A 22579-nucleotide genomic window follows, 5' to 3' on the forward strand; every position below is an offset into this window, starting at 1 on the left:
CGAATGTGCGGAATTGCAGGCATCGTGAACCTCCGCGGCAACGCGGTCGAACCGGCGGAAATCTCGCGACTGACGAATCTCCTCGCCCATCGCGGACCCTTTGGCGAGGGCAGCTGGTACAGCGCGAACCGCAATTTGGCGTTCGGCCACCGCAGGCTTGCCATTATCGATCCTGGCGAGGGAGGCTTTCAGCCGATGGTCTCCGGCGACGGCCGTCATGTGATCGTGTTCAACGGCGAGATCTACAATTTCCTTGAGCTTCGGCGCGAGCTCGAGGCGCAGGGGGCAATTTTCCACAGCCAGTCGGACACGGAGGTCATTCTGGCCGCATGGCAAGCGTGGCGGGAAGGTATGCTGACGCGCTTCAACGGAATGTGGGCGCTGGCGATCTTCGACACCAAAACCGAAGAACTGTTTCTGGCGCGCGACCGCTTCGGCATCAAGCCGCTGCTGTATGCGCTGACATCGGAGCGCTTTGTCTTTGCATCCGAGCAGCGCGCATTGGTGCGAAGCGGCCTGATCAACGTGTCGCTGGATATCGACGTGGCGCGGCGACTTATGCTTGATGCCTTCGGAGTCGAAGGAAGCGAGCGGACCCTTTGCCGGGAGGTGCGCCGCCTTCAGGGCGGACATTGCATGTGGGTGCGCCAGGGCAAACTGGAGGTCCGACGTTGGTGGCGGACGGTGGACCACCTGCCGGTGGTCCCGAGCACCGAAGCCGAACGGGTGGAACGCTTTCGCGAACTGTTCCAGGACGCGGTCGCGCTTCGGATGCGCAGCGACGTGCCGATCGGGACCTGTCTGTCGGGAGGGTTCGATTCGTCGGCTGTGATCAGCACCATGGCCGCGCACGAAAAGGCCGGCATGGGTCCGCGGGACAGCACCTCGTGGCGCCACGCTTTTGTGGCGACGTTTCCCGGCGCCTCGAATGACGAGCGACCGATGGCGGAGGAGGCGGCGGCGTGGGCGGATGTCGCGCCGACCTTCCTCGAGATTGGGCGGGCCGACGCGCTGATCGAACTCGACCAGATCCTCGACGACAACGATGACGTCTATATCGGACTTCCAAGCGCGGCCTGGTTGATCTATCGAGAACTCAGGCGTCACAACGTGACAGTGTCGCTGGACGGCCATGGCGCGGACGAGTTGATGGGGGCCTATCTTCAGGAGGGGCAATCAGGGGCGTTCTGGGTGCGAAACCTGCTCGCCGGAATTGCTTCCAATTCGGCACCGGCGCGGCGAGGCACCGATCTGTTGCGGGCTCTGATGATCCGGCGCCAGGGAAACTATTTTCTGCGTGGTGGTCTGCGCGACGTGCCGGCTGAGCTTCCGCTGGTTGGAGAAGACGACGTTCTGCCGCGCGATTGGGGTGCATTGAATCGACGGCTCTACCGGATGTTTCACAGCACCGTGCTGCCGACCATCCTGCGAAACTTCGACCGCCTGTCGATGGCTCACGGCATTGAGGTCCGCATGCCGTTCATGGACTGGCGTCTGGTCACCTATGCGATGGCATTGCCGGAATCCAGCAAGTCATCGAATGGCTATACCAAGGTCATTGCACGAAAGGCGATGGCTAACCTGATGCCGGAATCCATCCGGATGGGACGCCGAAAGGTCGGATTCAATTCGCCGATGCCCGAATGGTTGAACGGACCTCTGGCCGGCTGGACCGCGGGTTTGCTCGACCAGAAGGTGCCGGCGTTTGCCGAACTGGTGGATGAGGAACGCTTGCGCCGGACCGTTGGCCATCTGACCTCCTCGAAACAGTGGGACTGGGAGTCGGTCGGCCGCGTCTGGCCGTATCTGAACATGAAATGGATGCTGGCGAGGTCTTAACATGCGGCGCATCCTGATCGGCCTAATCGACGCCATCCTGGGCTGGAAGAGCCGGCTTTCCGGGGCGGTAAGTATCGGACGTGGGTCGACGATCGCATGGCGCCGCATCAGGCGGGCGGCAGGCAACGCTTTGTCGGTAGGAGAAGATTCGATCGTCCACGCTGATATCAGTTTCGAGGAAACGGGAGGCAAAATTCAGATCGGAAGCCGCACATTTATCGGACGAAGTCATCTGGTCTGCTATCGAAGCCTCTCCATCGGCGACGATGTCATCATGTCATGGGGGATTACGATTGTGGACCACGATTCCCACAGCGTCGATTGGAAAGACCGCCGGAACGACGTTCGCGAATGGAGTGCCGGCCGGAAAGATTGGAAGAAGATCGCGCACGCGCCAGTGGTGGTGAGCAATAGGGCTTGGATCGGATTCAACGTGAGTGTGCTGAAGGGAGTCACGATTGGAGAGGGCGCTGCAATTGGGGCCTGTTCGGTCGTCACCAGGGATGTTCCGCCGTACACGTTGGCTGCCGGGAATCCGGCCAGAGTGATCCGGACATTAAGCCCCCCGCCAGATGCAAGTGCCGAGGGTTGAGTGTCATGCGTGTCTTCCAGAACAACGGTTTGTCTCGCGGATTCCAGGCCCATCGACGCCGCTTGCCGTATCAAAGTTTCGCCGCCGGACGAGCGCAGTTTCTGGATACCAGATTTACGGCTTCCCATATCCTTCTGCCCGTACTGACCAACGGCCCGGATGCATTTTATACCAACGGAGACGACAAGGACCTGCAACTGCTCTGGGCGAAAGAGAACGGTCTGCAGACAGAAAATCTGGAGCAAATTCTACTCGCGCAGATCGAGCAACATCGCACTGAAGTGTTCTACAATCTCGACCCGATCCGTTACGGCAGCGAGTTTGTCGCGAAATTGCCGGGTTGCGTGAAGAAATCGGTTGGCTGGCGCGCTGCGCCGTCCGGAAACGCAGACCTGACGAAATACGACCTGATCGTATGCAACTTTCCTTCAATTCTCGAGCGTTGGCGACAAAAGGGCTGTCGAGTAGCGTATTTTTTCCCGGCGCACGATCCGGTGATGGATGCCTATGCCGCAGCTCGAAGTGATGAACTCGATCTCATCTTCATCGGCGGATTCTCGCGCCATCACGTCAAGCGTAGCCAAGCCCTTCGGGCGGCGGCTTCAGCGCCCGGTGTGCGGGCACGCTTCTACCTCGAAGATTCGCGTCTTACCCGATTGGCAAATTTTCTTCCTCCTCTGCCGGCGCTGCGCTCATACCGTCATCCGGACGAAATTCGGAAGATTCGCGCCGATCCATTGTATGGCCGCGATGCCTATGCCGCGATCGCCAAGAGCCGGATCGTTTTCAATGGCGCCGTGGACATGGCGGGGGAGGATCGCGGCAATATGAGATGCTTTGAGGCGACGGGGGGCGGAGCGGTCCTTCTGACCGACGCGGGGCGCTATCCGGAAGGCTTCATTAATGGCGAAACCATGTTGCAATATTCCTCGCCCGAACAAATACCGGAATTGATCGACAAGCTCATGAGAGATGAAACCCTGGCAAGATCCATCGCTCAGGCGGGTTGCGCCATGGTAAAGGAGCGCTATAGCAAACAACTGCAATGGGCGAAATTTCAGGATCTGATCTGAATGGCGTGCTGGGTTAGCTAATTTATGGTGGAGCAGCCATTCACGACGTGGGAAGATGCCGTGGTTTGGCTGCGCAACCAGCCGGACCAGCGTCAGCTTGTCCTCGACGCGTTCTATGACGACCCTCTGATCGATGCGGCCGAGCGTTATTTTGCCAGTGCCGAATGGCAGGCGGTTTCGAAGTTTTTGGAGAATCGGACCGGTAAGGCGCTCGACGTCGGCGCCGGGCGCGGAATTGCGAGCTACGCGCTGGCGCGAAGCGGATTTGCGGTCACTGCGCTCGAGCCTGACCCCAGCGGCGTGGTCGGGACGGCGGCGATCCGCGGGCTTGCGGCCGAGGCTGGCTTGCCGATCGAGGTGGTCGAGGAGTTTTCCGAGCGTCTCCCGTTCGCTGACGGCGTGTTCGATGTCGTGTTCGCGCGCGCCGTGCTGCACCATATGCGCGATCTCGACAGCGCCTGCCGGGAAATGTTCCGCGTGCTTCGCCCGGGCGGAATGCTCATCGCCGCGCGCGAACACGTGATCAGCAGGGAATCCGATCTCGGGGCATTCCTCGATCAGCATCCCCTGCATCACCTCTATGGCGGCGAGCACGCGTATCTTCTCGATCGATATACCGGCGCGTTGAGAAATGCGGGATTTGCTGCGATCGAGGTGCTCTCGCCGCTCAAGAGCCCGATCAATCTGTTTCCCCATACAATCGAGACGCTGCGGGCGACCGTCGTGGAGAGATTGACGGACAAGATTCCGGTCAAGCCCGTTTGGCGCGCCGCGCTCGCTTCCACGAGCGTCCTCACCGCGCTGCTTTCGATGGCAGAGCGCTTTGACCATCGGCCCGGCCGACTTTACTCGTTCGTCTGTCACAAGGCGCGGTCATGATCATCTGGGTTACCGGCGCCAACGGCTTCATTGGCCGGCATCTCGTCAGGGTGCTGGCCGATCGAGGTCATCGCGTTCACGGCATCGGTCACGGTGCGATCGGCGACGCCGAACGGCACCGCATCGGTCTCGGGCATTGGCTGAACGGCGAAATCGATGCGGCCAATCTCAACGCACTTGCGGAGCACTCCGGACTGCCGTCGACGATTTTCCATCTGGCCGGCGGGTCGTCGGTCGGGTTGTCGATCGCGCAGCCGTTTGAGGATTTTTCGCGCACCGTTACGAGCACGGCCAGGCTGCTGGAGTGGCTCCGCGGTGCCGCCAGGGATTGTCGCTTGATTGTCGCGTCGAGCGCGGCAGTCTATGGAGACAGTCATGGGGGAGCGATTGCGGTGGATGCCGCAACGCTTCCGATGTCGCCCTATGGGCAGCACAAGCTGATGATGGAGCAGCTCTGCCGAACTTATGCCATCACCTTTGGCATACGCAGCACGGTGGCGCGGCTGTTCTCGGTCTACGGCCCAAACTTGCGCAAGCAATTGCCATGGGACATCTGCTCCCGCTTGCAAGCTGGTGAGCGGAACCTGGTGTTGGGAGGAACAGGCGCGGAGGTGCGGGACTGGACCGATGTTCGCGACGTCGCCCAGCTGTTGGCCGTGATCGGCGGAACGCCGCAGGCGGAGACCTTTCAAGTGATCAACGCTGGCTCCGGTCTCGGAACGACGGTGGCACGGGTTGCCGCCATGCTTGCAGAATGCTGGGGCGGAACCGTGCCGGTACAATTTTCGGGCATTGTGCGCGCTGGCGATCCGTCAAGTCTGCTGGCGGACGACGCAACGCTCCGCGCTCTGCCCTTCGAGTGGACGATCCCGGCTGAACAGGGCTTCGCGGACTATGTCTCGTGGTTCAAGAGTCAGAGCCGGTGAACGAGGGTTCGCCGCTGCGTCTCGCTTTTACGCATATTCCCCGCAGGCTCTGGGCCGGCGGTTACAACTATCAGAGCAATCTATTTCAGGCGCTGAGCAAGTTCCGCACCGGCGAGTTTGCGCCCATCCTGTTTGCCGGGGCCGGTGACGATGATGCCGATCTTGCGCCGCTTGCCGCGATACCTGGTGTGGAGGTGGTGCGATCGCCGGCGTTCGACGGCCGTGCCGGTTTGGCTGCCGCGCTGGCATGGGGATTGGACCGGGAGGCGGTAGCCGAATTCCGGACGCATCGCGTAGACGCCGTCTTCGAAGCTGCCCGCTTCTTTGGCTGGCGACTGCCTTATCCCGCAGTGGCCTGGTTTCCTGATTTTCAGCATCGACGATTGCCGCAGCTTTTTCCGGCGGCGGCGCGGTGGCGTCGCGAAGCCGGTTTCCGAATGCAGATCGCATCGGGGCGCACCGTCATGCTGAGCAGCGAAAGCTCGCATCGCGACTTCCGGAAGTTCTATCCCGGCGCGAAGAACGAGGTCTGTGTGGTTCGTTTCGCGACCGGGCCATCGCCGGCGTTCCTGACCGCAAATCCGGCCGAGATCGTTGCGCAGTATCAGTTGCCAGAAAAATATTTCTACCTGCCAAATCAGTTCTACACGCACAAGAATCACCAGGTGGTCGTCGATGCGCTGGCCATCCTGGCGGAGCGAGGGTTCGATGCGGTCGTGTGCGCCTCGGGCAGCACCGAAGATCGGCGCGAGCGAGGCTATTTCGACGAGGTCATGGCGGGCGTCCGAAGTCGCGGGCTCGAAAAGCGCTTCCGTCATCTGGGAATGATTCCGCTTTCGCACGTTTACGCGTTGCTGCGGGCGTGCACCGGGTTGATCAATCCGTCGCGATCGGAGGGATGGAGCACAACCGTCGAGGAGGCGAAGTCGTTTGGCGTGCCGATGATATTGTCTGACCTGGACGTCCATCGCGAACAGACCAACGACACGGCGAGCTATTTCGGGACGGACGATCCCGCGACTCTGGCCGATCACATTGTACGGGTCTCTCAGGACTCCGGCGCACCGTCAGTTCGAAGTTTTGTTCCCGGCCACGATGACCGCGTCGCTGCCTTTGCCACGGGCTTTGCGAGGGTTATTGAGAATACGCTGAAATCGTCGCAACATCGGGGATAGATTTCGGCTAAGTCGTACTTGCTGCGGTTTGAGAGACCGCTTGGTTTTTGCCGTCGAAGATGGTGCGTGGCGTAACGAACCAAAGCAAGAACAGGATAGCGGCGCCGTTGCTGAGTAAGTTAGTCGAAAGTGGCACGTTAAGAAGAACCTGCGGAAGCATCCCACCTGATAACAAGACAAATCTCCACGGCAACCCAGAAGACAAGCGGTTGGCAATTGCGATCACAAGGCCGCAACCGAATGCAGAAAGCGGTGCCAGCTTAAGGCCAACGGAAGCGATGCCTTCCGTCGCAAACAGCGATGCGTTGAATGCGCCTTGGTTATATACCTTCATGAGAATCGATAGCTGTTCATTGTACGGACAGTCGATGACAAGCTTCACGACGTTGATCTGGCAAAAGTGCGTCAACGGATGCGTCGAGAAGAAGTTGTTGTACACTTCGAGCGCGATCGATGGGATGGCGACCATCCTGGTATTGACTATGTCGAAGTACTGCGCTGACCATTCAAAGGGAATTAGCCCTGCCTTGGCGAGCAGTAGAGCTGCTATTCCGATCGATATTGGTAACAACAACGACAAAATGACTGCGCTCCTCGCTTCAACCAGTCTGCACAAGAAAGCGAGAAACAGGAGCCAGAACGGCGCAAAGAGCGTTAGTTTGGTCAATGTCACGGGATAGAGCAGCAGCAGCAGGGCGAGTGCGATTCCTGCCCGCAAAAGACTTCCACGCAGAATGAGGCCGGCAAATGCAAACGGCAACAACGCGTTCGATGTGATGCCGAGGGAATACCTCACCGCGGCAGGGAACGCGAGTTCTTCGCGAAATCGATAGATTTCCGATAGGCCGGCAAGCTTGAAATTGTAAGAGGCGGCGGCCGCGATAGAAATCGCAGCGAAAATCAAGATAGCCGATAACAGGAGATCGAAGCCCCTTGCGGACAAACCCAATCGCGTCCTGACCGGCGAAGTGACAAACAGCGCAGGCGCCAAGAACGCCAGCGCGGACGTGAAAATGGAAATTATCGCCAACGAGTGATTGTAAGGGAGGAGCGAAAACTCGATCAGCCAAAGATAGCCAAGGATCATCGTGTAGAAGTAAAATCCGACGAAATAGCCAAAGCTGAATCGGCTGACTATGAAAACGGCGGATACCGCGACGAAGGGTAGTATCCGCAGTATCGCTGTCAGGATGTTTGCTTTGTCAAACCCCACGATGCCAGGAAAGGAGGCTGCGGCGTAGGAAAGCGAGACGCAACATGCCGCGACATGCCAGCAAAGGAGCCACGCTAATCTGCGCCAGCACTGCAGGCGTGCGGATATCGTCGTGTGATGGGCGTCCGGCTCGATCATGATGCCTTACTGATGCTTAGGTGACGACGACAGGTGCTTTTGGTGGAATTGTTGGCGCCGCAGGGCTAGATACGCTGAAAAACCGTATATTGATAATACCGATAAAGCTCAATTGTTCGTGGCAGTTGTTAAGGGCCAACCGAGATTGCGCTACGATTCGCCGGTAGTTCGACGGAAGTAACGATTAGGCTGAAAATAGCATGGGCGATTTCGGCAAGATTACTTGCGGGGCGCGTTCATAAGGTCGGAGTTGGGATCGCTCAGGGTCGGCTTCCAGCCGAGCGCGAGCAGCTTTGTGGGGCGCGCAATGAGCGGTTCGCCGATCCGCTGCCAAAGCCCGGTCCAACCAGCTGCCGCGAAAAACACTCTCATCCAGTTCTCGGGAACTGACAGCAGCCAGGGTGCGCGAACCAACGTGGCCCGCCGCCGCGAAATTAGATCCGGAACGGTGAGGGGCGTGGGATCGGATACGATGAACATCTCCCCGCGGGCTCGCGGCTCGGTTAGCACCAGCACGACAGCCGAGCTGAAATTTTCAACCGACAGCACCGATCGCTGCGCCTTCAATGCTCCGAACGGCAGCGGTATCGGCAGACCTGATATCCTGTGTATGACGGAAAAATTTCCCTTCTCACCTTGTCCGTAAATTACAACGGGACGAAGAATCGTAAAGGAACCCCGGGCCGCACGAACGGATTCTTCAGCCGCCAGTTTGGAGCGCCCATAGGAATTGGTAGGTTTGGGCGGGTCATCTTCGGTTAGTTCCGCCTGCGAGAATGATCCGCTCTGCGCGGCAATCGATGAAACGAAAACCAGATGCTTTCCCTGGCGGGAAGCTGCATTCGCCAGCGCTTCGGTGGCCCGGTGATTGACTAGGTTGTACTGCTCCTCGTCAGCAAAGCGGTGCGCAATTCCGGCCAGGTGGACGACGGCGTCGCACTTTTCCAGCAGGGGCTGCCAATCGAACGGTGTAGCCAGGTCGGGAAGAGGCGCCGAGACAACGCTCGGATGCTTGAAGTCGGAAACCGTCCTGGACGCAGCGATGACCTTGAAATTTCGTGATGCGAGATAGTGAATGAGGTTGCGTCCAATGAAACCATCGGCGCCGGTCACGAGGACGGTAATAGCCATGGAACTGTCACAGAACGAAGGCGCTAAACCACATGGATCACATGTACCCGAACTCCGGCGGCTTGGGAAGTAAGCTATTTCTACCGTATCCCTGACTGCGCCTCCGCAACGAAGAGCAGAGTAGTAGACAATATCAGTAAAAATCTGTGAGCAGAATGAGAATGTCTTCCTCTGGCCAGTAGTTGCTCAGGATCGCGGTCCGAAAATCGAGTCGAGATTGATGCAGGTCAACACAGCGCGAAGCATTCAGGAGCTTGATCGAAAGAAACTTCATGGAGGGCCTGAACACGTCCAACATTCCCACGACGATGTATTACGAGAGACCTATGCATCAGTAGACCGCTTGTCGTGGCTATCCCAAGTTGGTGCCGGTCAGCGAGGCATTGTCGAAACGGGTGGTCAGCTTACGATGCATCCGTATCTCGATCGAGCTACTCAGGGCTACATCATAGAGGTCGTTCGTCGCTGTGTGCTGCAGCAAGGGATAACGTGCCCGCCTGACGTTTCAGCCGCTCACGTTCTTCTTTGGGTGTAAGACTGACCTCAGCAGTTGTGCCAGATCGCCACCCGAGAACAGAAGCCCTCGAACGCCAGCGGCCCGCGCTGCCTCCAAATCAGTAGGCTTGTCTCCTACGAGAATGCTCCGACTGATATCTACCGGGAAGCGCTCAAGAAGATCGGTGATCATTCCTGGAGCAGGCTTTCGTCGATGACTTACCTTGCGATATCGCTCTATCACCGCATCCGGATGATAGGGGCAATATTCGAATGCGTCTATGTGAGCTCCGATTTTGGCCAGGTCACCTGCCATCCATTCATGCAGAGCTTGCACGTGATGCTCATCGTAAAGACCTCTAGCCACGCCTGACTGGTTCGTAATAACGAAGACAAGATACCCAGCGTCGTTGGCGGCCTTTACAGCTTCACGTGCGCCATCTATCCACTTCAGTTTGCTGATCTCGTAAACATAACCGTGGTCTTCATTGAGTACGCCATCTCGATCAAAGAAAACTGCTGGTCTCTTCATTCGTCGCCTTCACATGGCAGTTTCGATGGCTTGCTTTGTTATGAGGCAAGCGTAGACCACAGCGCAAATGTGCGGTTCGGTCGATACTCGCCGTTTGGCGCGTTGTCGTAGGGGGCAGTTGGGAGATCGTCAACGCTTCGGAGAGGGGCGAAATCTATCAGTCCCCTCCGGGATTTGGAAGGCAGCCCTTTTGAAGGGTTGGCTGCGGTCGACGGGGCGGCTAATGTGAATCCAGACGGTTAATCGGAATAAGGCTCCCCATGATCAGATTCGGCCTGCTCGGATGCGGGCGTATCGCAAAGCGCCACGCCGACCTTTTGGGTGGCAATCATGTCGACGGAGCCAGGCTTGTCGCAGTATGCGACACTGTTCGCGCCCGTGCCGACGGGATTGCGTCGAGATCCGGCGTCCCCGCGGAATATGACATGGATACCTTCCTGGCCCGGAAGGATATCGACGCGGTGGCGGTGCTGACGCCGAGCGGGATGCATCCCGCCCATGTCATCGCCTGCGCCAGGGCCGGAAAGCACGTCATCGTCGAGAAGCCGATGGCATTGCGGCTTCAGGACGCCGACGACATGATCCGCGCCTGCGACGAGGCAGGCGTCAAGCTGTTCGTCGTCAAACAGAATCGCTTCAACGTTCCGGTGGTGAAGGCGCGCGAGGCGCTGGAGGCCGGCCGCTTCGGCCGCCTAATACTCGGCACCGTGCGCGTCCGCTGGTGCCGCGACCAGGCCTATTACGACCAGGATGCCTGGCGTGGCACTTGGGCCTATGACGGCGGCGTGCTCTCGAATCAGGCCAGTCATCACGTCGACATGCTGGAATGGTTTTTCGGCGACGTCATCAGCGTTCATGCCCGCGCGGTGACGGCGCTGGCAAAAATCGAAGCCGAGGATACGGCTGTCGCCACGCTGAAGTTCCGCAACGGTGCGGTCGGGATCATCGAGGCGACAACGGCCGTGCGTCCAACCGACCTCGAAGGATCACTGTCGATCCTCGGAGAGAGAGGAACGGTCGAGATCGCGGGTTTCGCCGTCAACCAGATCCGGCACTGGCGCTTTGTCGAGGAACTTGCCTCGGACAAGGACGTAATCGAGAAGTTTTCCGTCAATCCGCCGAACGTCTACGGCTTCGGTCACCAGGCCTATTACCAGCACGTGATCGACTGTCTGGTGAACCAGCGTTCGGCGCTGGTCGATGGTCTCGAAGGGCGCAAGAGCCTGGAACTGATTTCGGCTCTCTACGAATCCATCGAGACAGGCGCCGAGGTGCCGCTTCGCTTCGCGCCTCGGCTGGGCCGGCTTGGTGTCGTGTCGTGAACCGGCCGGAGATACATCAGGCGGGCGTGCGCGACGTCGAGTTCGGCGCGCGCGTCAGGATCGTTGATCCGTGCAATCTGTACGGCTGCAAAATAGGCGACGATTGCTTTGTCGGGCCGTTTACCGAGATCCAGAAAGACGTCGTGATCGGCGCCCGCACGCGGGTGCAGTCTCACGCCTTCATCTGCGAACTGGTCACGGTCGGCGAAGATTGTTTTGTCGGCCACGGGGTGATGTTCGTGAACGATACGTTCTCGACCGGCGGCCCGGCCCGCGGCAACAGGGATTTATGGCGCGAGACCGTGATCGGAAACCGCGTCTCGATCGGCTCCAACGCCACCATCTTGCCGGTGAGGATCGCCGATGACGTCGTCATCGGCGCAGGCTCTGTTGTGACCAGAGATATCACGTCGCCAGGGACCTATGCCGGCAACCCGGCGCGTCGGCTGCTGGCGGACAAGTAGGAAGCCGACCGATGCCGGTGCCTTTTGCGGATCTGCAACTGCAGTATCAGACCATCAAGAGCGAGATCGATGGCGCAATTGCCTCCGTCATCCGCGACAATGCATTCATTCGCGGGTCCTACGTCGACACGTACGAAAGAGAGTTCGCCGCTGCCGTTGACGTCAAGCATTGCGTGTCCTGCGCCAACGGCACCGATGCGCTGTATCTCGCCATGGCCGCGCTGAAGGTCAAGCCGGGCGACGAGGTGATCACCACGGCGCACTCCTGGATCAGCACGTCTGCAATGATTACGCATGCCGGCGCCACCGTGGTGTTCTGCGACACCGACGGCTCGACCTTCACAATCGATCCGGCGGCGATCGAGGCCGCGACCACGCCGCGCACCGTCGGCATCATCCCCGTGCATCTGTACGGGCAGCCGGCCGACATGGATGCGATCATGGCTATCGCGAGCAAGCATAAGCTCTGGGTGATCGAGGACTGTGCGCAGGCGCATCTCGCGCGTTACAAGGGCCAGCAGGTAGGTACGTTCGGCGCGGCCGCGACCTATTCGTTCTACCCTGGCAAGAATCTCGGCGCGATGGGCGATGCCGGCGCCGTCGTCACCAATGACGCCGCGCTCGCCGAGCACATGACGATGCTGGCGCGGCACGGCGGTCTGGTAAAGCATCAGCATCATATCGAAGGCATCAACAGCCGGCTCGACGGCATGCAGGCCGCGATCCTGTCGGCGAAACTGCCGCATCTCGCGCAGTGGACCAAGGCGCGTCAGGATGCGGCGAAAGCCTACGATGCCGGCCTCAAGCAGATCGAGGATATGATCGTGCCTCAGGTCGCGCCTGACCGCACCCATGTCTATCATCTCTACACGATCAAGCATCCGCGCCGCGACGCGCTGGCCGCGCATCTGAACGCGAACGGCGTGCAGACCGCGATCAACTATCCGACGGCGCTGCCGTTCCTTGCCGCGTATCAGCGGTTCGGCCATCGCCCGGAGCAGTTTCCGAATGCGCATCGCGATCAGGGACGTATCCTGTCGCTGCCGATGTTCGCGGAGATCACTCCAGACCAGCAACGTATGGTAATCGACCTTGTTTGCCAGTTCGACTGAGCGGCAAGTTACGTGGCCTTCGAGAGCCGCCTGACGAGCTTGGTCTTGACGTCGGGACGGTGTTCTCGACCACGACATCGGCCTTCTCGACAAGGCGCTTGAATACGTCGAGGCCCCTCGGCTCCTTCAGGTTCAGCGTCATCACCCGCTTGGTCCGGTGCAGATTCTGGAAATCGGAACCTTGCCGCGGACCGCCCGATTGCTCGCCGGCGTCTTCCATTAGCGCGTCGATCACATTGGCGCCCAATCCGCCAGTGCCGCAAGCAGGTGGGCTCGGAGCGAACGCGGGTGAGATCGAGCACGGTGAACGGGAAAGGGCCTCAGAAGCGCGGAAGGAATTGAGAAACCCTCTCTTTTCGGATTTTCACGGGGGTAAGCGCAGCCGTCATCTGACTTAGATCATTTGGCCCGGATTTCCAACTGCCGGTTCGATACGGCAGGACTGCGCCTCCGCCGAGGCTGGCGCCCCGTCAAGAGTGAAGCTATCTCGAGTTGTTCCGCCCGGGTCGGTTCCGAATGCGAGGGTCCGCAAAACTACGGGCTTGGCGCTGCTTCTGTCCGCGATTCCGTTTCCCGCCGTAATCGTTTCTTAAAGGAAGTTCAGAGCAAATACGGCTGGTAATTGTGCCCTTACGAGCCGATTCTGGCGTCGCCCCGGATCTTCCGATTTCGTAGTGACGATGTACCTGCGGACAGGGTCTAGTCCATGAAGCGCAGCCATTTGCTTGCCGATGATATTTGGGCGACCTGGCGGTTCGGCCTTGGAGACCGTGTGGCTGTGCCCGCGCCTGGTACTGCGGCCGACACCCTCTATGTCGACGAAGGGGACCCTTACGCGCTGGCAGTCGAGGCAGCGAGCCCGATCAGCGTCAGCGCGGGTTCTCCAAAACCAGTCGCATCGATCGCGCAGCTTGCCGACTACCTCATCAACGGCTTCTGGCAATACAACAATACGATCGCCCATCACTGGGCTTCCAACACCATCACCTACAATATCAACGGGCTGAATTCGGCCGAGCAGTTCCTCGCGCTAGCTGCGCTGCAGGCGTGGTCCGAAGTTGCCAACATCAAGTTCGTCCAGACCTCCGGCTCTGCGAACCTCACGTTCGCCCATAACGGCACGATGCAGGCCTACACCAGCGCCAGCTGGTACGGCTCCGGTGCGATCGCATACGCGACCGTCAACATCAGCTCCGACTGGGTCACGACCGATGGCGGCGCGAATGACGGAAAGACCGGCATCGATAGCTACGCGTACCAGACCTACATTCACGAAATCGGACATGCCCTCGGGCTCGGCCACCAGGGGCCGTACAATGGCAGCGCCTCGTATTCGGCCAATGCGCTCTATGCCAACGATACCTGGCAATATTCGATCATGTCGTATTTCGGCGAGCACAATTATTCCGGGAGCTCGTACCGCTACGTCGTCACGCCGCAGATGGCGGACATCTACGCCATGGCTTCGATCTACGGGCCGGCGACCTCGACCAGAACCGGCGACACCGTCTATGGCTTCAGCAGCAATGCGGGCGCGGTCTTCAATTTCGGCAACTACACTTCGGCGCCGGCACTGACGATCTACGACAGCGGCGGCAACGACACGCTCGATTGCTCCCGCTATTCTGCGGCGCAGACCATCGATCTGCGCGCGGGCTCCTTCTCCTCCGTAGGCGGCCTCACCAACAATATCGGGATCGCCCTCAACGCAATCATCGAAAATGCGATCGGCGGCAGCGGCAATGACAGGCTGACTGCTAGTGACGCTAGCTGCACGCTGTCGGGCCGCGGCGGTAACGACACGCTGGTCGGCGGCGCAGGAAACGACTGGCTGATCGGCGGCACCGGCATCGACGCACTCTTCGGCGGCGGCGCCGCCGACACGTTCGTGTTTGCCTTTGGCGACAGCACAGCTGCCAGCGGCCAGCATGACAAGATCATCGATTTTGCGACTGGCGCTGACCACATCGACCTCAGCGGAATCGATGCGATCAGCGGCACGGGCGGATATGACCTCTTCCGATTTATCGCGACCGGCACTTTCAACGGCTCCGCCGGTGAACTCAATTACTTCTTTAACAGCGCGCTCGGCGTCACCACGCTGCAGGGCGATACCAACGGCGACCGTGTTGCAGATTTCGCAGTCGATATTAGCGGCAATGTAACGGTCAATGCGGCCGATCTGCTCGGGATCATCGTGGGTCCCATCGCGATCGAATCGGCCGGCGTGACCAGCCTGACCCAGGTCGGAAGTAACTATTATCTCTACAATGGCGGCGTAGGTCCGGAGTTGAAATATGCCGGCGGGGCCGTCGTGGCGGGTCAGTTTGCCCCGTGGGCGCCGATCGGAGCGGAGCAGACGGCAACCGGATATGACGTGGCCTGGAAGGTCACCGGCACCGATCGATACATAGTCTGGCATACCGACAGCAATGGCAACTACCTGTCAGATGGCGGCGCTGTGTCGGGTACGAGCCTGACGTTGGAGTCAGCCGAGAGCGGTTTCCACCAGGACTTGAACGGCGACGGGGTGATCGGTGTGCCCACCGCGGTGATCGAAGCAGCCGGCGTGACCAGCCTGACCCAGGTCGGAAGCAACTATTATCTCTACAATGGCGGCGTAGGTCCGGAGTTGAAATATGCCGGCGGGGCCGTCGTGGCGGGTCAGTTTGCCCCGTGGGCGCCGATCGGAGCGGAGCAGACGGCAACCGGATATCAGGTGGCCTGGAAGGTCACCGGCGCCGATCGATACATAGTCTGGTATACCGACAGCAATGGCAACTACCTGTCAGATGGCGGCGCTGTGTCGGGAGCGAGCCTAATGTTGGAGTCAGCCGAGAGCGGTTTCCATCAGGACTTGAACGGCGACGGGGTGATCGGTGTGCCCACCGCGGTGATCGAATCGGCCGGCGTGACCAGCCTGACCCAGGTCGGAAGCAACTATTATCTCTACAATGGCGGCGTAGGTCCGGAGTTGAAATATGCCGGCGGGGCCGTCGTGGCGGGTCAGTTTGCCCCGTGGGCGCCGATCGGAGCGGAGCAGACGGCAACCGGATATGACGTGGCCTGGAAGGTCACCGACACCGATCGATACATAGTCTGGCATACCGACAGCAATGGCAACTACCTGTCAGATGGCGGCGCTGTGTCGGGAGCGAGCCTGACGTTGGGGTCGGCCGAGAGCGGTTTCCACCAGGACTTGAACGGCGACGGGGTGATCGGTGTGCCCACCGCGGTGATCGAAGCAGCCGGCGTGACCAGCCTGACCCAGGTCGGAAGCAACTATTATCTCTACAATGGCGGCGTAGGTCCGGAGTTGAAATATGCCGGCGGGGCCGTCGTGGCGGGTCAGTTTGCCCCGTGGGCGCCGATCGGAGCGGAGCAGACGGCAACCGGATATCAGGTGGCCTGGAAGGCCACCGGCGCCGATCGATACATAGTCTGGTATACCGACAGCAATGGCAACTACCTGTCAGATGGCGGCGCTGTGTCGGGAGCGAGCCTAATGTTGGAGTCAGCCGAGAGCGGTTTCCACCAGGACTTGAACGGCGACGGGACCGTTGGCGTCTCCAACGTCCGGGTTGCAGCCACTCTTTCAAGTCCGGCTTTTGGCCAAGTGTGCAACGAGCCATTCTTCTTCGATCCAGCTCTCGGAATTCAGTCACCTTTATCAAGCGGAAACATGGGCCAGGTTGGATTTGATGAATTTTCACAAGTGGCCTTCAACTACGAGGTAGCAACGCTTGCGAACGATCCTCACTCCGATCAATTGCGGCTGTTCGGCTCCGGTTACGATCCAGTCGTCGATCTCGGCCATGAGGGTTCGAAAGCTGTTCTTGCTGACCCCGTGGTGCATGGTTTCATCGTTCATTGACGCGGTGCGCGTTGGCCCGGCTGCGGTTTGAGCGGGTTACACCCGCGGGCTCGTGCGCTGCGCAATTTAAAGCGAGCTTGTCGCCGTCCGCGTGTTCATGATTGTGACGTCGATCAATGGCTCTGGTAATTTTTCCGTTTGGCACCAGCTGTACTAATCAACGAGCAATTAGCGAGTACCAGGCTCAGCGAGACGCAGCAGACAACGATAGGAAAACCAATTAGGATTCCCCATCGGAGGCGTTCCCGCGTACGCGGATCATCGTTGATCATGCCTTTCGTCATCCAGTGCCGGATCATGCAAGTGAGATAGCTTAACCCAGAAAAGCGCACAACACTTGTGGGCCAACCACCGGTTCGCGTCCGGAGCGGGAATCGCCTATGCCTCTTTCTTTTGGCTGCCGCCTCAGCCACTTTCTGGTCTTTTCACACGAAACGGTGACGTGTCGCTATAGTGCTGCGAAAGCGGCTTTGCGTCACGGGCAGAGCGATAGTAGTAAAGCTTTCGTCCAGACGCTCAAACAAACACACACCCTAGACCAAAAGGCCCTTGGATCTTGTTCCCTGCACAACCCAAAATCATCATACTGCTTGCGACCAAAGATGGTGGTGAATATTTGCAGGAGCAGCTCGCTTCCTTACGCGCTCAGACCTATTCCAATTGGGAGTTGCAGGTCTCGGATGATGGCTCGACGGATGACACGATCCGGATTGTCAGATCATTTTCTGAGAGCGTCTCTCAACGCGTGGCCGTGCGCGATGGCCCGCGGCAGGGATTTTGGCAGAACTTTATGTCGCTGGTTCGAAATGACGAGATCGATGGTGACCTGTTCGCCTATTGCGATCAGGATGACATTTGGTTTCCGGAGAAGCTTGCTAGCGCTGTGACCTGGTTCGGAACGCACGATGCGAGGCGGCCTGCCTTGTATTTCACGCGTACCGAACTCATCGGGCCAGACGGTACCTCCAGTGGACATTCACCGCTCTTCACTCGGCCGCCGGTATTCAGGAATGCGTTGGTGCAGAATATCGGCGGCGGCAACACGATGGTTTTCAATCGCGAGGCGCGGCTGAAGCTGCGCGCAACGCCGGTGGACGCAGTGTTGATTGCGCACGATTGGTGGACTTATCAGCTCGTGACCGGAGTAGGCGGAGTCGCGCATTATGATCCTTGGCCGAGCCTTAAATACAGACAGCACGATCAGAATATCATCGGCTCGAATATCGGTGTTCGCGCTCGGACTAAGCGTTTGCTTGCGTTCCTCAACGGCCGCGTCGTGACATGGAATGACATAAATCTCGAGCGTCTCGGCCGGATGCGGGACCTGCTGACACCGGACAACGCAGCCGTTCTCCATAATTTTGTCGCAGCCCGGCAGTCGCGGCGCGTAAAGCGTCTGATCCTACTCTGGAAATCGGGCGTGTATCGACAAAACCTCATCGACAATATCGGACTTTTCCTCGCGGCTTTGCTGGGCCGACTTTAGGAAGTCAGCACCTGCACGTCCTTGCGAATTGGGGAAAGGGTTGTTGTCCGGCTTCCAATTCGATGGCAGGTGGCGCAACCTTTTTTGACGTTTACGAGCGAGGGGTTCGGTGGTCCGTTTAGAGGCTGTGAAATTTTAAGCCGATCATGAGCTGCGCTAAGGTTTACCCGGCCGACCACCCAAATCAGCGGTTACCTTGCTCGAAAATGCACTGATCGCCATTCCAGGGATAGCTAAAGCGCGTTCGCTTCAACATTCTGAATTCATGTTTCTGAATGCGAGTCACAACTTCATCGACGTAATCCCACCAAACGCTTTCGTACGCGCCTGGCTCGCGCCCGTCCTCGTCTTTAGAACCGCGAACGATCTCAGCAACAAACAGACCAGTTGGTTTTAGAACGCGCCGAATCTCGCTCATGACTTCCTTGAAATCGAATGCATGATCAAGGGCATTACTGAAAACTACGTCGACCGTCCCGTCTGCGAATTGCAGATGATGAAAGTCGCCCGTAAGCACAGTTTGATTGTTGGGTCCTGGATTCAGATCGATCCCAACGGCAAAGAAGCCGTTTTCAATGAAAACCTCGCATTCAGCGCCGTTGCGAGCTCCAAGGCAAAGAACCGTCGACCCTCGCGGGAGAGCAGACAATGCATCGATGCGCTTTGCTAAAGCGCTTCGAAACTGGGCACTATACCTGCTGAGGTCCAGGGTTGCGAGCTTCGAAACCTGATGCTCGCAATACTCTTGATAATTTCGGTATTGACGCTGTCTAATACCGTCGGTCTGGTCCCAAGTCTCACTCATAAAACGCTTTTAGCCAACCAGCGGTTCAGTTTCAATACCGACCCGCTCTATTGCCGGCTTGGCTGCCTCATCGCGTGTCTGCCCAATGGCGATGCGTATCGATTGGCGGCAGGATCCTTATCCGAGCGCCTGAGGAACTCGCCTGGCCCGAAAGAAAATTGGTTGGTAAGATAAAGGCGGAGGGGGCGGCCCGGAACTAATGCCGTCTTGACAATCTTGACACGTGCAGCTTTACAGCCCAAGCCATTGATGATGGAGGACATTCGGTCGCGGCGGGGCTTGAACTCGCGCTCCGAATTTTTGGGGTTTCTGGAGTTAGTTGTGGTCTTACGTTTCAGGAATAGCGTTCAGGGGCTAACACGAGCGCAAACATTTCATGGCGGCGTCACCTCTGAGGAAAGGTTCAACAGTAAGTAACCCAAGGATTTACTGTTTGTTCTGCCTCACTTCTTGCTCGGAGCTATCCCGCGGTTGTACGACATCTATACCTGAGCATTCATCGAGCAGTTGGAGCATTCGTCTTGATTCCTGGGAAGAGCAAAACAGTAACAAGCACGGCTGAGGAGCAGCCCTCCGGGTCTTCGACCAGTCCCACGACTTACAATACCGCGCTCGCGCTGCCCCATCCGTTGCCGCGCACGTCGTTTTACCAGGAAAAGATTCCGTTGCTGGTCGCGTTTGAGCAGTGTCTCTACAAACATCTTGCCAAGCAGGCAGGGCCTGGGGCTCGCCACCCCCGCCCTTTCGTGGCGGCCGAGTGCGGTGTTTATAAGGGACATTCGTTGATTGCGTGCGCCCGCATCGCGCGGGATCTCGGGGTGCCGATCAGGTTTTTTGGCCTAGACACTTTCAGCGGCTTGCCGACGTTATCCGAGATCGATGCCGACCTTTCACCGCCCAAGGCAGCCTACAAGGCGCGCACGCTGTTCGCAGATGCGTCCCTCGAAGATGTCAGGGAACGATGTGAAGCGGCCGGACTCCTGGCCTCGATTGAACTGGTCAAAGGGCTCTTCAGTGACACGTTGACCACGTTGCCCGAGCTTCAATATGATTTCGTCAATATCGATTGTGATCTTTATGAAGGGCATATGCAGTGCCTTGAGTACTTTTACGGTCGAATGAAGCAGGGTGGTACGATTTTTTTTGACGACTATCATTCCAAGGTGTTCCCGATGGCCCATCAGGCGATCGACGACTTTCTGAAGGATCGGCCCGAAATCCTCTTTCATGTCCGTTGGGGGGATGATGGAGAAAACCAGACAAAGGCTTTCATCTTGAAAGAGTAATTGGAGTTCCTGTAATAGCGGGCTCATTACGAGAATCGCTGGGCAGATAGGCGCAATCTGCGTTGGCGCGGCTGGGGCTCTCAGACGGTTGCTGCCAGGGGAACCGACGTGTTCATTCAAACCGGCCTTATTCGTAGTGCCCGGGAAGCCATTGTGCTTTCCCTTCAGATTTTCTCGCGGACTATCGGGGCCAAATACCGGAAATCGTTCCTCGGCTATTTCTGGATGATCGTTCCGGTGGTCGTGATCGCCGGAGGTGTCTCCGTGGCCAAAATGGCAGGTACGATCAACCCTGGCGTTACCGGCCTTCCTTACACCCTGTTCGTCTTCATCGGTGTCGTCATCTGGATGATCTTCGTTGAGCTTCTCGATGTCCCCTATCAGGCATTCGACAACGCGCGGTCGTATCTGACCCGGGTCAATTTCCCTCGGGAAGCCATCGTGCTAGTGCAAGTCTACGAAGCGCTTGTCGGCGCTGCCGCCCGATATGTTTTTCTGTGCGCAGTCATCGCGGCGTATGGGATATTGTCGTTTGCCGGTGCGCTGATCTTGCTGGTTTCGATTGTGACATCGGTGTTGATGGGGCTCGGCGTCGGAATGTTGTTGGCCCCTTTCATGATCCTGTTTGAGGATCTCCGGAATACAGTCAGGCTATTCATTGCCTATGGTATCTTCGTCTCTGCGGCCTTTTATGCACCGCATAGCGGCGTATTTGGCCGAGTGATCCAGATCAATCCGCTCTCGATCGTAATGGCGGCGGCGCGTGAAGGCGTCGAGACCGGCGGCCTGACGTCGGTGGCGCCGGCATTCCTCGCCGTCGTACTTGTGTCCGTTCTTTTGGTTGTTGTGGGCACGATCCTGATCCGCATCGCATTGCCAATTGTGGTTGAGCGAATGCTGATTGGAGGACGGTGATGGCCTCGGAAAAAGACATCTGCATTTCCGTTCGTGGCATCTCGAAAAAATTCGCACGATCGCTCAAGCGATCGTTTGTGTATGGCGCGGAGGATATCGCGCGGGCTGTGACCGGGCGCTCGCCTAATCCCGTGTTGCGGCCCAGCGAATTCTGGGCCTTGCAGGATATTTCTTTCGATCTTGAGCGTGGTTCTGCAATCGGAATAATTGGTCTGAACGGTAGCGGGAAAACAACGCTCTTGCGGATCATCGCGGGAATTCTGCGGCCGACGAAGGGGGAAGTCTGTTTGCAGGGCCGGGTCGCACCGATGTTGGCGCTCGGAGCCGGCTTTAAGCAGTCACTGTCGGGACGCGAGAATATCTATCTGAACATGTCAATTCTCGGCATAACTGCTGGTGAGATCAACCGGCGTTACGACTCCGTCGTCGACTTCGCCGAATTGCATAACGCGATCGAGGCGCCGTTGGGTACTTACAGCACGGGCATGCAGATGCGGCTCGGCTTTGCATGTGCAGTACACACGTCACCCGAAATTCTGATCGTCGATGAGGTGCTGGCCGTAGGCGATGCTCCGTTCCGGATGAAATGCCGCAACCGAATCAATGAGCTTCGCAGGGCCGGGACGTCGATGCTGCTGGTATCTCACAGCGCTGTCACGATCGAGATGCTGACCGATCGATGCCTGTATCTCAAGGAAGGCAAGGAAGCGGCGCTCGGACCATCCGACGAGGTCGTTAAAGCATATGAGGCCGACTCCATCAGCGTTGCCAGGGCCGCCAATTCGAAGATTGCGGCTAAGCCCGACTCGGGAAATATCTCGATAGCAAAGGCTACCAAGAAGACAGCCATCACGGGCGCCAAATTGGAAATGCCGGGGATGAGCGATGCAGGCCATTGGCGAAGTGGAGAACCTGGTTCACTCTCCATCTCCGTCAGGACGACCGCTTCTGAGGATGAACTTAGTATTCTTCTGGTGATTGCCGACCTAAGCCACGGCACGCCCCAAAACGTTCAAGTCATAACCTCGTCCGCTGACGTCGGCACGATGCGAGCGGATGGAACCGAGGCGACGATCGAGGTTGCATTTGCTCCGGTAACCCTTCCCCCTGGGATATATAATCTCAAGATCGCGATCACGCGGGGGAATCTTCAAGATCTCGTCGATATGGTCGAAAAGCTGCGGTTGGTCGTTATCGACAGCGGCAAAACCAAGCATTGCGCGTTCTATCAGCCGAGAGAATGGACGTTTTCTGGCGTTTCAATTGAAAACAACAGAAAAATCGATGATTTCGACGAAGCGGAGGGTCTTGAGGCCTTTTAG

18 protein-coding genes and 1 pseudogene are annotated in these 22579 nt (G+C 58.3%); 14 read left to right on the top strand and 5 right to left on the bottom strand.

Going from position 1 to position 22579, the window contains the following annotated elements; all coding sequences use genetic code 11:
* The first annotated feature begins 3 nt into the window (after positions 1-3).
* The 6 genes from asnB to V1278_RS15740 all read left to right on the top strand — a co-directional run bounded on the left by asnB (position 4) and on the right by V1278_RS15740 (position 6484).
* Positions 4-1839, top strand: a complete 1836-nt coding sequence (gene asnB / locus V1278_RS15715) for an asparagine synthase (glutamine-hydrolyzing) (RefSeq protein WP_334381430.1) — start codon at positions 4-6, stop codon at positions 1837-1839.
* Between the two features lies 1 nt (position 1840).
* Entirely contained in the window at positions 1841-2431 is a 591-nt protein-coding gene (locus V1278_RS15720) for an acyltransferase (protein WP_334381431.1), read from the top strand.
* 5 nt (positions 2432-2436) lie between these two features.
* A complete protein-coding gene (locus tag V1278_RS15725; protein ID WP_334381432.1) occupies positions 2437-3504 on the top strand; it encodes a glycosyltransferase family protein in 1068 nt (355 codons plus the stop codon).
* Positions 3505-3564: 60 nt separating this feature from the next.
* The gene (locus tag V1278_RS15730; protein ID WP_334381433.1) at positions 3565-4383 is read left to right on the top strand and encodes a class I SAM-dependent methyltransferase; all 819 of its coding nucleotides are present in this window, start codon (positions 3565-3567) and stop codon (positions 4381-4383) included.
* Complete coding sequence (locus tag V1278_RS15735) at positions 4380-5309, top strand: NAD-dependent epimerase/dehydratase family protein (protein ID WP_334381434.1); 930 nt, start codon at positions 4380-4382, stop codon at positions 5307-5309. Before V1278_RS15730 ends, V1278_RS15735 begins: the two co-directional genes overlap by 4 nt.
* Positions 5310-5539: 230 nt before the next feature.
* Positions 5540-6484, top strand: coding sequence for a glycosyltransferase family 4 protein (locus V1278_RS15740; protein WP_334381435.1), 945 nt, complete (start codon positions 5540-5542; stop codon positions 6482-6484).
* A 7-nt stretch (positions 6485-6491) separates the two neighbouring features.
* On the opposite strand, the gene V1278_RS15745 is transcribed toward V1278_RS15740, so the two are convergent.
* The 3 genes from V1278_RS15745 to V1278_RS15755 all read right to left on the bottom strand — a co-directional run bounded on the left by V1278_RS15745 (position 6492) and on the right by V1278_RS15755 (position 9993).
* The gene (locus V1278_RS15745) at positions 6492-7835 is read right to left on the bottom strand and encodes a hypothetical protein (protein ID WP_334381436.1); all 1344 of its coding nucleotides are present in this window, start codon (positions 7833-7835) and stop codon (positions 6492-6494) included.
* A gap of 219 nt (positions 7836-8054) precedes the next feature.
* Positions 8055-8966: an NAD-dependent epimerase/dehydratase family protein gene (locus V1278_RS15750; protein WP_334381437.1), complete on the bottom strand. Its 912-nt coding sequence runs from the start codon at positions 8964-8966 to the stop codon at positions 8055-8057.
* A gap of 505 nt (positions 8967-9471) precedes the next feature.
* Complete coding sequence (locus V1278_RS15755; protein WP_334381438.1) at positions 9472-9993, bottom strand: D-glycero-alpha-D-manno-heptose-1,7-bisphosphate 7-phosphatase; 522 nt, start codon at positions 9991-9993, stop codon at positions 9472-9474.
* Between the two features lie 260 nt (positions 9994-10253).
* On the opposite strand from V1278_RS15755, the gene V1278_RS15760 reads away from it, so the two are divergent.
* The 3 genes from V1278_RS15760 to V1278_RS15770 are packed head-to-tail and all read left to right on the top strand — an operon-like array spanning position 10254 to position 12891.
* Positions 10254-11315, top strand: coding sequence for a Gfo/Idh/MocA family protein (locus tag V1278_RS15760; protein ID WP_334381439.1), 1062 nt, complete (start codon positions 10254-10256; stop codon positions 11313-11315).
* On the top strand, positions 11312-11779 hold the full coding sequence (locus tag V1278_RS15765; RefSeq protein WP_334381440.1) for an acyltransferase: 468 nt from the start codon (positions 11312-11314) through the stop codon (positions 11777-11779). Before V1278_RS15760 ends, V1278_RS15765 begins: the two co-directional genes overlap by 4 nt.
* A gap of 11 nt (positions 11780-11790) precedes the next feature.
* The gene (locus V1278_RS15770) at positions 11791-12891 is read left to right on the top strand and encodes a DegT/DnrJ/EryC1/StrS family aminotransferase (protein WP_334381442.1); all 1101 of its coding nucleotides are present in this window, start codon (positions 11791-11793) and stop codon (positions 12889-12891) included.
* A 35-nt stretch (positions 12892-12926) separates the two neighbouring features.
* Here the strand turns inward: V1278_RS15770 and V1278_RS15775 are convergent.
* Positions 12927-13222 (bottom strand): annotated as a pseudogene (locus V1278_RS15775) (CoA transferase); the annotation flags it as partial.
* Positions 13223-13663: 441 nt separating this feature from the next.
* On the opposite strand from V1278_RS15775, the gene V1278_RS15780 reads away from it, so the two are divergent.
* Both V1278_RS15780 and V1278_RS15785 read left to right on the top strand, forming a co-directional pair.
* The gene (locus V1278_RS15780; protein ID WP_334381443.1) at positions 13664-16765 is read left to right on the top strand and encodes a M10 family metallopeptidase C-terminal domain-containing protein; all 3102 of its coding nucleotides are present in this window, start codon (positions 13664-13666) and stop codon (positions 16763-16765) included.
* A gap of 556 nt (positions 16766-17321) precedes the next feature.
* Entirely contained in the window at positions 17322-18251 is a 930-nt protein-coding gene (locus V1278_RS15785) for a glycosyltransferase family 2 protein (protein ID WP_334381444.1), read from the top strand.
* Positions 18252-18435: 184 nt separating this feature from the next.
* Here V1278_RS15785 and V1278_RS15790 read toward each other — a convergent pair whose 3' ends face one another.
* On the bottom strand, positions 18436-19056 hold the full coding sequence (locus V1278_RS15790; protein WP_334381445.1) for a class I SAM-dependent methyltransferase: 621 nt from the start codon (positions 19054-19056) through the stop codon (positions 18436-18438).
* Positions 19057-19577: 521 nt separating this feature from the next.
* Between V1278_RS15790 and V1278_RS15795 the strand changes: the two genes are divergently transcribed.
* The 3 genes from V1278_RS15795 (at position 19578) to V1278_RS15805 (ending at position 22579) form a co-directional block, all read left to right on the top strand.
* A complete protein-coding gene (locus V1278_RS15795; RefSeq protein WP_334381446.1) occupies positions 19578-20342 on the top strand; it encodes a TylF/MycF/NovP-related O-methyltransferase in 765 nt (254 codons plus the stop codon).
* Positions 20343-20450: 108 nt separating this feature from the next.
* Positions 20451-21257 (top strand): ABC transporter permease, encoded by an 807-nt coding sequence (locus V1278_RS15800; protein ID WP_334381447.1) that lies wholly within the window; start codon positions 20451-20453, stop codon positions 21255-21257.
* Positions 21257-22579 carry an ABC transporter ATP-binding protein gene (locus tag V1278_RS15805; protein ID WP_334381448.1) on the top strand — a complete coding sequence of 441 codons (1323 nt, stop codon included), beginning with the start codon at positions 21257-21259 and terminating at the stop codon, positions 22577-22579. The genes V1278_RS15800 and V1278_RS15805 overlap by 1 nt, the downstream gene beginning before the upstream one ends.

This window comes from Bradyrhizobium sp. AZCC 1577 (assembly GCF_036924575.1).
GTDB lineage: Bacteria > Pseudomonadota > Alphaproteobacteria > Rhizobiales > Xanthobacteraceae > Bradyrhizobium.

What these genes read in the sequence shown, in the direction of transcription:
- V1278_RS15805 (WP_334381448.1), top strand. Translation starts at nt 21,257, where the DNA reads ATGGCCTCGGAAAAAGACATCTGCATTTCCGTTCGTGGCATCTCGAAA.
- V1278_RS15745 (WP_334381436.1), bottom strand. Translation starts at nt 7,835, where the DNA reads ATGATCGAGCCGGACGCCCATCACACGACGATATCCGCACGCCTGCAG.
- V1278_RS15760 (WP_334381439.1), top strand. Translation starts at nt 10,254, where the DNA reads ATGATCAGATTCGGCCTGCTCGGATGCGGGCGTATCGCAAAGCGCCAC.
- V1278_RS15750 (WP_334381437.1), bottom strand. Translation starts at nt 8,966, where the DNA reads ATGGCTATTACCGTCCTCGTGACCGGCGCCGATGGTTTCATTGGACGC.
- V1278_RS15790 (WP_334381445.1), bottom strand. Translation starts at nt 19,056, where the DNA reads ATGAGTGAGACTTGGGACCAGACCGACGGTATTAGACAGCGTCAATAC.
- V1278_RS15725 (WP_334381432.1), top strand. Translation starts at nt 2,437, where the DNA reads ATGCGTGTCTTCCAGAACAACGGTTTGTCTCGCGGATTCCAGGCCCAT.
- V1278_RS15720 (WP_334381431.1), top strand. Translation starts at nt 1,841, where the DNA reads ATGCGGCGCATCCTGATCGGCCTAATCGACGCCATCCTGGGCTGGAAG.
- V1278_RS15735 (WP_334381434.1), top strand. Translation starts at nt 4,380, where the DNA reads ATGATCATCTGGGTTACCGGCGCCAACGGCTTCATTGGCCGGCATCTC.
- asnB (WP_334381430.1), top strand. Translation starts at nt 4, where the DNA reads ATGTGCGGAATTGCAGGCATCGTGAACCTCCGCGGCAACGCGGTCGAA.
- V1278_RS15770 (WP_334381442.1), top strand. Translation starts at nt 11,791, where the DNA reads ATGCCGGTGCCTTTTGCGGATCTGCAACTGCAGTATCAGACCATCAAG.
- V1278_RS15755 (WP_334381438.1), bottom strand. Translation starts at nt 9,993, where the DNA reads ATGAAGAGACCAGCAGTTTTCTTTGATCGAGATGGCGTACTCAATGAA.